This window comes from Desulfosporosinus cupriresistens, from assembly GCF_001707885.1.
GTDB lineage: Bacteria > Bacillota > Desulfitobacteriia > Desulfitobacteriales > Desulfitobacteriaceae > Desulfosporosinus.
The window spans coordinates 20,687-29,032 of the sequence record NZ_MASS01000054.1; the positions used below are offsets into that span (position 1 = coordinate 20,687).

Here is an 8,346-nt window from a genome sequence, read left to right on the forward strand (position 1 = left end):
TTTCTTTCTATTTATCCCATAAATCTCTAACGATTACGTCAAGTCCCCTCGGCCAAATTTGGACGAGGGGACTATCTAATTTTGATAATTAAGCAAATCCAACACGCGTCCTAGCTGCTAATTACATCATTTTAATAATGATAAATCTATTGTGAATTTATCCCCTACTTGTTTATATTCACCATTCATCTCACCACTTTTATCTGGATATTCAGCTGCGTAAGGCGTGAGTGTTAGTGTTTTTGCATTCTCATTAAGATTGCCATTTATATTTTCTATTTTAAATAACGCTCCCTCCTTACCTCCATGAGACATATAAAATTCCACTTTATTACCTAAATCATCAATTCCTCTTAACTCCACAGCATACATTGGCTTTCTTTTAAAATTAGATATAGAAGCGTAAATTTCTTGTCCTAACGCGTTATCCGTATAATTCGTTAGAGTATATTCTCCACCATTTTCAAGTGTAAATTTATGATTAAGTAACATTCTCTTAGTATCTATTTTTAATTGACTACCATTAGTCTTAAATTCAAAGTCCCATGAACCCTTTGTTTCCTTATCATTCAACATCACAGATGAACATAAAATTTTTATATTTAAGTCTGCGCTTAAATCTACTTTATTTAAAGAATACGTTAGTACTTCTTGGGAAGTATAATCATCAATATTACGACCAACTCCACTAGCTCCAGTACTTACTTGTTTTCCATTTACATAAATTCGATTAAAAGCATGCCAGGATTCATTTGCTTCTAACTTTTCACTAGAATTTATGCTGTATGAGACTGTAAGCTCATTTCCATTTAATATAACCTCATTTAATTTAACTGTTATTGAGTTATCAGTTACCTCTTTATTTATAACAGTCTTATATTCGTCCAAATTCTTTTGTAATCCTAAAAAACTAGATATATTAGTAATCGTAAAACTTACGTTTGATGCGAAGCTTGGGGAAGCAAACCATATAGACGTTAGCACACAGAATCCAAGAATGGCTGCAACTGAGCCAAATCGGAGCAATTTCGTATGGTATTTCTTCTTTTTTGGTAGTTCCCTAAAAGTACTGGTTATCTTTTGAGTTAGTCCGGAAGGAAGTAGTAATTTTTCCTCCAGTGCTTTCCCCTTAAGGAATTCGTCAAATAATCTATCGTCCATTATCAACAACCTCCTATTTTTCAGTAATAAGGGCTCGTAATTTTTCCCTAGACCTAGAAAGCCTTGAAGATACTGTTCCCACAGGTAGTTGAAGAACTTCTGCAATGTCCTTTTGAGGCAGATCCTCGTAATAGAAGAGAAGTGTAACGATTCTTAAATTAGGATCCAATGACTGTACAACACTGAATAGTTCAAGGTTTTCATACTGGTTGTCTGGGGATGCCTGTTCTTTCTCGACTAAATCGACCGTTTTCTTATTGACTCTCAATATGTAATTGCACTCATTAACAAGAATTTTAATCAACCAAGTCTTAAAGTACAGGTCGCTTTTTAGGCTTACTAATTTTTTGTAAGCTTTTATGATCGTTTCCTGGGTTGCATCTTCGATGTCAGACTCGCACTTCAAAATTCCCCTTGCGATACGATATAGCGAAACAGAGTGCTTTCTAACGAGTCTTTCGAAAGCTACTTTATCTCCTTTTTTGGCCAAAATAACGTCGCTAAGATCCCCGACACTTGAGACACAGACATTTGAGACCCCTAACACTGCGTCCACATATCATCACTTCCTTTCACCTATTAGATGAATAAGAACGGGTAAATCTTCGCTATGGAGAAAAATTATTTTACTGAACACACAGCAAAGCGAAAGCATTAGCAGCTTTCTCTAATGCTTTTCTCTTCGCAGAGCTGCATTAACCTGTCGGCCGTTCGCTGAGAGTAACTGACCGATTCCTTCAACCACTTGCCCCATTCTCCATAGGGAAGCAGGTCCTTGGCCTCCTTCAGGCGCCGGCCGATCTCAATGGCGCTGGTAAGGAGGATTTTCCCGGTCTGGTGTCTGATCGTGTTTATTTCAGCCGCGATCACAAGCGGCGTGCGATCTGTGATTTGTCCACGCGGAACTACCATTGAATATTGGTGTCATTATAACTTACACAAATAAATTACTTGAATCGGGATATAGTGAACAGCAGTCAAAGGATTTAAGTATAGTCATTAACGCTATGGTAGAAGGTAGTATTCTTTTATCTTTAACGACAAAAAATAGAAAACCTCTTCAAGTCATTGCTGAACAGATCCCATTATTATTAATTAAAAAATAGGTCCTACGGAAAAGTTATTATACACTTAAGCCTGATTCAGTTTTTATGGGAGGAATTTTCCGTGTCAACAAATGCCATACAGCAGCAAACACAATCTATTAAAACGACCCCTATCTTGGTTTCATTTTTGATTGCAGGGTTTATCGGATTATTTAATGAGACAGCCTTAAATATGGCACTTGGGAATTTAATCCAGGTATTTAATGTTAGTTCTTCAACGGTCCAATGGCTGACAACAGGTTATCTATTGACCTTGGGGATATTAGTTCCAGTTTCTGGTCTTTTGATACAGTGGTTCAGTACTCGCCAATTATTTATAACTTCATTGGTGTTCTCGCTTATCGGGACGATAATCGCAGCACTAGCGCCAAGCTTCGGCGTGTTGCTGCTAGCTCGTGTTATTCAGGCAATAGGAACGGGCTTATTATTGCCACTTATGTTTAATACTGTTTTATTAATTTACCCAATTCATAGAAGAGGAGCAACCATGGGCCTAATGGGGTTAGTAATCATGTTCGCCCCAGCTATTGGACCAACGATTTCAGGGTTAATTATTGAATATCTTAGTTGGCATTGGATTTTTTGGGTGTGTTTACCGTTTTTTGCCCTCGCTTTACTATCTGGTATAACGTATATGCAAAATGTTTCTACGATTACCAAACCGAAAATTGATGTTCTATCTATTATTTTATCAACCATTGGTTTTGGCGGAATTGTGTATGGCTTTAGTAGCGCAGGTGAAAATGGGTGGGGAAGCATGATCGTTATTTCTACAATTACCGTAGGTCTTTTCGCACTAGCTTTGTTCTCTCTTAGACAAGTTAAAATGAACAACCCGATGATAGATTTGCGGGTTTTTAAATATCCTATGTTTACTTTAGGGGTATTAACCGTATTTGTTGCCTTTATGGTCATCTTGTCTTCTATGATTCTTTTACCATTATACTTGCAAGTTGGGCTCGGATTAGCCGGGTTTTCAGCCGGACTTGTACTTTTACCAGGTGGCGTGTTAAATGGTATTATGTCTCCTGTAACGGGTCGTATTTTTGATCGATATGGACCAAGGTGGCTCGTTCTTCCCGGATTTATTATAATGATTGTCATGTTATGGCTTTTATCAAAGGTCACAACAGAAACATCTATTCTAATGGTGATTATATTGCACTCATTTCTTATGGTTGGTGTGTCTATGGTAATGATGCCTGCTCAGACAAACGGGCTGAATCAACTACCAAAAGCCCTTTATCCAGATGGAACTGCATTGATGAATACGTTACAACAAGTATCTGGAGCGATTGGTACAGCTGTTGCTATTACTATTATGTCAGCATCACAAAATACTTATATGAAGAGTGTGACAAATCCATCTGATCCATCTTCAGTTGGTGCTTCATTAACTGCAGGTGTTCAAGATGCCTTTATTTTTGGACTAACACTTGCAATTGTCGGTCTGATTATATCGTTCTTTATTAAATCATCTAGCGTTAAATAGGAATAACTGAAGAAGTTAACACCTTTTCTCAACAATACGATGTTGCATGACTGAAAGCAGTCGCTTTCAGCCTTGTTTTAAGCTGTGGAAGCAATCTTTACAAACACTGTTGCGGGAAGAGATTTACTTTTTAAGACAATTCAATATCCCAGTGAACTCGTTCAGCTAAAGCTGAACATCGAGACTTCGGTGGAGGAGTCTATCCCCACCGAAGCAGAATAAGGAACACCCACTTAAAGAAGTGGGTGTCTCGGAATTGATTATTGCTTCCGCTAGCCGCCCATATAGCAGCTCCCAGTAGGGTTTCCAGTTCTTCCTCTTAAATCAGCTATTCCTAAAAATTACGTGTACTTCTCCGCGAACGGATACAGTCGCTCACTTCATTATTATGCACTTATTTATATAACTCTTCAAGGTTCATAGTAAATCCCTGCAAAACCTCTGAATGGGCTATCCCTGTTTCCTTCAATACCTGTACCTGATGATACTGCCCTTCCTCTTTTAAAACATAGATTTGTACAGTATTCAAAAGAGGATTAACAATCCAGTATTCTTTAACCCCACATTGCATATATAAATTAAGTTTCTTAACGAGATCATGAGCTTGATTTGAAGGAGATATAATTTCAATGATAAGTTCAGGTGAACCAACATATTTATTTTCGCCAAGTTTAGTCTTATCACAGATTACCGATAAATCTGGAATGACCACCTTGAGTTTTTCAGTCTGATCCCCTTGGTCATCGTCAGCTGCCCTAAGCTCAATGTCAAAGGGTGCAGGAAAAACTTCGCATTCTTTTCCTGCAAGGAAATTGAATAACTTTGCATGTAATCTACTGGAAATCCTCTGATGCTTCGTCGAAGGAGATGGAGTCATATACACAATCCCATCGATGTATTCTAATCTACGCTCGGAATTTTCCTTGAGTTTATTATATTCAGCGACTGTAATGACTTGAGGTTCAGTTAATCTCACTATAAACACCCCTCATCTACCAATATTGATATTTTACCATATTATAACACGATCAACCTACACATTCTATTGATATCCTCTTTGCAGGCGTACTGGTGCCCTTGCTCATTTAAACCATAGATTTGTACAGTATTCAAAGAGGATTGCCCGATGACGCTTTCTCAACGTTTTCTTTGCTGATATCATAAAGAATCCTCATCATTTTGTAGCTTGTAACTCATGGTTGCTTTGGCCGAGTTTGGACAACAGCTCGTACTCCTAATATGATTTACCTTAACATGTCAGTAACCCTAGTTCAGGGCGCAAAAAGCAAGTGCTTTGCCAAGCGTTTTGCCAAAGCCAGCACGGTAAGGGTAGGCTGCAAACCCCACTCCGTCGGGATCACTGAACAATCACAAACATATAAGTTGTCATACTCGCTCTTTAAGTTGGAATCTACGATTTCTCCAATTCTTACCGAACCTCCAGGATGGGCTGAAGTCCAGACAGTCATCCCTTTAATTGCTATCCCCTGTTTTATAGCTAATCCCAAGAGTGGCAATTTTTTTAATTCCTATCAACAGCAAAAATTACCAACGGCAATGGAAACAATTACTTACTCTATATGTTGATTCTTACCGTTGAACACTATTATATGGCTTCACCCAAGTTGCCGCCCAAGAATTTAAAACTATCTGTCCGCTTTGCTTACCTTCCGAAGTCGGCCTTTAATTGGAGTGATTTGCAGTTCTCGCAGCGCCAGCTCACCTTTATCGTTTAAGATTTCGACAAAGGTTGATACATCCAGAATATTGATGATCCCGATATCCGCCGCGGTTATGCCTTGAATACTACAAAGTGTTCCGACAATATCGACCGCTCTCATCTTGGTTTTCTTCCCGGCATTGACATGGATTTTCATAATCTCTGTGCTCAGCAGCGCACCTTTTGTTTCTTTTATCTCTGGCAGGGTATTATTTTTCACCTTAAAATCTTGTTTCGACTGATGCACCGTTTCTTCGTGCGGTCTTTCTTTCAAAGTAATCTCGTTTCCAATGTAGTCATGGATATCCTTTAAAAACTTAGTCTCATTTTTGGTAACAAATGTAATAGCTTTCCCCAGCTTATTGACACGGCCAGTTCTGCCGATTCGATGAACATAACTCTCTCGGTCATAGGGGATATCATAATTAATGACCAAGGTTATATCCTCGATATCCAGACCTCTCGCCGCAACATCCGTCGCACATAGGTATCTAAAAAGTCCTTGTTTAAACTGATTCATAACGCCCAATCGGTCTCGCTGTTCCATACCGCCGTGCAGCTTCTCACACGAATAGTTCAGCTTCAGAAGTTCGGCGAATACCTCATCAACTGTTTGTTTGGTATTGCAAAATATCATGCAGCTATCCGGATTTTCAACCATCGTTAAATCTCTCAAAAGCTGCATTTTATCGGACGGATCGATCAGATATCGTTCCTGATCGATCCGATCTACCGCTGGATTTTTGTCTTCGATTTCCACACGAGTTGGGTTTTTCATAATTTTACTGCATAAAACATGGATGTCTTGCGGCATTGTCGCTGACAATAAAATGGTGACCCGTTCTTGAGGCAAGCTGGTAATGATCGTTTCAATTTGCTCGATGAAGCCCATATTCAACATTTCATCAGCTTCATCAATGACAAGATAGTGTATCTCGGAGGTATCTAAGGTCCCTCGTTCGATATGATCGATCAATCGACCTGGAGTGCCAACTACGACATGGGTTTTTTGTTTAAGTTCCTTTTCCTGAACATGGAACGGGTACTTTCCATAGATTGTTGCTATTTTTAACCGTTTAAATCTACCAAGATGAAACATATCTTCTCTGACCTGGACTGCAAGTTCTCTGGTGGGGGCAAGTACTAAGGCTTGCGGTTTATTCTCCTCCCACTCCACTAATTCGCAAATAGGAATGGCAAAGGCTGCCGTCTTTCCACTTCCAGTCTGAGACTTGACGATGATATCCTTTTTGGCGAGCACCGCCGGGATTACCATCTTCTGGGCTTCGGTGGGACTGACGAAATTTAACAAGCTAATTTCTTTTAATAACTCACCGCTTAATTGATATTCGTTAAAATTGCCATTGATCATTTAGTTTAGTCATCTCTTTCATTATTATAATTCCTAAGAAAAGTTCACAACGCCAGAGGAGGACGTGATAACCTTACCACAAATTTTGTGCAATGTGCTATGATAGCAAAGTATGAAAATCAACTGTAGGCTGGTTAAAACATATGAAGTTTAAATACGGCATCAACGAAATCCCCCCACTGGGGCATCTTCTGTTATTTGGCTTACAGTGGCTGGCAATTATTATTCCAATCATCCTGATCATGGGGACTGCGGTGACAAGCCTTCATCCCAGTGGGATTGTCGAACAAGTAGTATATATCCAAAAGCTTTTCTTTGTAGTAGCAGTAGCCTTATTTGTGCAGGTGATCTGGGGACACCGCCTTCCGATAATCATCGGACCAGCGACAGTCTTTTTGGTAGCTATGGCATCCGGAGGGGGAAACAACCCGGAGGCGGTCTACACCTCGATCCTTTTAGGTGGTCTTATTTTGGCGGTTGTCAGTATTACTGGACTATTCGCTCGTCTAAAAAAGTTCTTTACATCAACTGTTGTAGCCGTAATTTTAATTCTTGTTGCCCTTACCCTTACTCCTATGATTCTCAATCTAGTTACAGCCCCTACTGCCCACGCCAGTTCCTTCGCAAACTTGTGCTTTTCTTTAACAATGGTCTTCTGCATGTTTATTGCGGCAAAGTATTCACGAGGCGTATGGAAATCGACGCTCATTTTTTGGGCTGTAATCGCAGGAACTCTAGCCTACCTTTTCCTGTTCCCCACGTCCCCTCTTCCACCCAATGACCTTCCGATCATCGCTAAATTTTGGCAAGGCTTACAGCCCTCTTTTGTTTTCGATTCGGGTGTCTTCGTCTCTTTTCTAATTTGTTATCTTGCGCTCTCTGTCAACGATCTAGGATCAATTCAAGCCGTCGATGAACTCCTCAAACCCGATAATATGCCAAAACGAATCACTCGGGGCGTTGCAACGACTGGATTAGTCAATGTATTGGCAGGTTTCCTTGGCGTCATCGGGGTTGTTAACTTTTCTTTCAGTCCAGGAGTCATCATCTCTAGCGGAGTTGCCTCGAGATATGTCTTTATTCCTACAAGCCTAATGCTTTTGGCTTTATCCTTCCTGCCAAAAACAACTGCAATTCTAGGCAGCATCCCTTCCGTAGTCATTGGCAGCTCTATGATTTACATTATGTGCTCTCAGATCGCGGGGGGCCTTCAGATAGTTCAGAGTAAGGACTATAAATTTGAGCACGGCCTTATTGTAGGACTCCCTATTATCCTCGGTGTTATCATATCCTACCTACCCCTAGCGGTTCTTAATACTTTTCCTCCTATTATAAAACCAGTATTAGGCAACGGCTTTGTAGTCGGGGTGATAACAGTTCTAATTATGGAGCATATCGTGTTCCCCCGAAAAGGTTGATTACGGTGAACTACTCGACTGGTAATAGACTACATCTCAGCCCATCAAGCGCCGAACTTTACCAACCCAACTAATAA

9 protein-coding genes and 1 pseudogene are annotated in these 8,346 nt (G+C 39.9%); 4 read left to right on the forward strand and 6 right to left on the reverse strand.

All coding sequences use genetic code 11. From position 1 onward, the window contains the following. Positions 1-126: 126 nt before the first annotated feature. From DSBG_RS17390 to DSBG_RS22015, 3 genes and pseudogenes are all read right to left on the reverse strand, one after another. The gene (locus DSBG_RS17390) at positions 127-1,161 is read right to left on the reverse strand and encodes a DUF4179 domain-containing protein (RefSeq protein WP_068965615.1); all 1,035 of its coding nucleotides are present in this window, start codon (positions 1,159-1,161) and stop codon (positions 127-129) included. A 13-nt stretch (positions 1,162-1,174) separates the two neighbouring features. Next, on the reverse strand, positions 1,175-1,717 hold the full coding sequence (locus DSBG_RS17395; protein ID WP_083236943.1) for an RNA polymerase sigma factor: 543 nt from the start codon (positions 1,715-1,717) through the stop codon (positions 1,175-1,177). A gap of 122 nt (positions 1,718-1,839) precedes the next feature. Then, a pseudogene (locus DSBG_RS22015) lies at positions 1,840-2,073 on the reverse strand (DUF3102 domain-containing protein); the annotation flags it as partial. Here DSBG_RS22015 and DSBG_RS22020 point away from each other — a divergent pair. The 3 genes from DSBG_RS22020 to DSBG_RS23240 all read left to right on the forward strand — a co-directional run bounded on the left by DSBG_RS22020 (position 2,073) and on the right by DSBG_RS23240 (position 3,981). Continuing rightward, a complete protein-coding gene (locus tag DSBG_RS22020) occupies positions 2,073-2,267 on the forward strand; it encodes an LmrA/YxaF family transcription factor (RefSeq protein WP_176716310.1) in 195 nt (64 codons plus the stop codon). The pseudogene DSBG_RS22015 and the gene DSBG_RS22020 sit on opposite strands and share 1 nt — an antisense overlap. 61 nt (positions 2,268-2,328) lie before the next feature. Next, positions 2,329-3,759 (forward strand): DHA2 family efflux MFS transporter permease subunit, encoded by a 1,431-nt coding sequence (locus DSBG_RS17400; protein ID WP_141694356.1) that lies wholly within the window; start codon positions 2,329-2,331, stop codon positions 3,757-3,759. A gap of 84 nt (positions 3,760-3,843) precedes the next feature. Continuing rightward, positions 3,844-3,981 carry a hypothetical protein gene (locus tag DSBG_RS23240; protein ID WP_176716311.1) on the forward strand — a complete coding sequence of 46 codons (138 nt, stop codon included), beginning with the start codon at positions 3,844-3,846 and terminating at the stop codon, positions 3,979-3,981. 172 nt (positions 3,982-4,153) lie between these two features. Here DSBG_RS23240 and DSBG_RS17405 read toward each other — a convergent pair whose 3' ends face one another. The 3 genes from DSBG_RS17405 to DSBG_RS17415 all read right to left on the reverse strand — a co-directional run bounded on the left by DSBG_RS17405 (position 4,154) and on the right by DSBG_RS17415 (position 6,851). Further along, positions 4,154-4,735 (reverse strand): Uma2 family endonuclease, encoded by a 582-nt coding sequence (locus DSBG_RS17405; RefSeq protein ID WP_068965617.1) that lies wholly within the window; start codon positions 4,733-4,735, stop codon positions 4,154-4,156. 295 nt (positions 4,736-5,030) lie between these two features. Continuing rightward, positions 5,031-5,276: a GMC oxidoreductase gene (locus DSBG_RS17410; RefSeq protein WP_068965619.1), complete on the reverse strand. Its 246-nt coding sequence runs from the start codon at positions 5,274-5,276 to the stop codon at positions 5,031-5,033. Positions 5,277-5,405: 129 nt separating this feature from the next. Continuing rightward, positions 5,406-6,851 carry a DEAD/DEAH box helicase gene (locus DSBG_RS17415; protein WP_068965621.1) on the reverse strand — a complete coding sequence of 482 codons (1,446 nt, stop codon included), beginning with the start codon at positions 6,849-6,851 and terminating at the stop codon, positions 5,406-5,408. Between the two features lie 143 nt (positions 6,852-6,994). Here DSBG_RS17415 and DSBG_RS17420 point away from each other — a divergent pair, with 143 nt between their 5' ends. After that, a complete protein-coding gene (locus tag DSBG_RS17420) occupies positions 6,995-8,269 on the forward strand; it encodes a uracil-xanthine permease family protein (RefSeq protein ID WP_068965622.1) in 1,275 nt (424 codons plus the stop codon). Positions 8,270-8,346 lie beyond the last annotated feature (77 nt).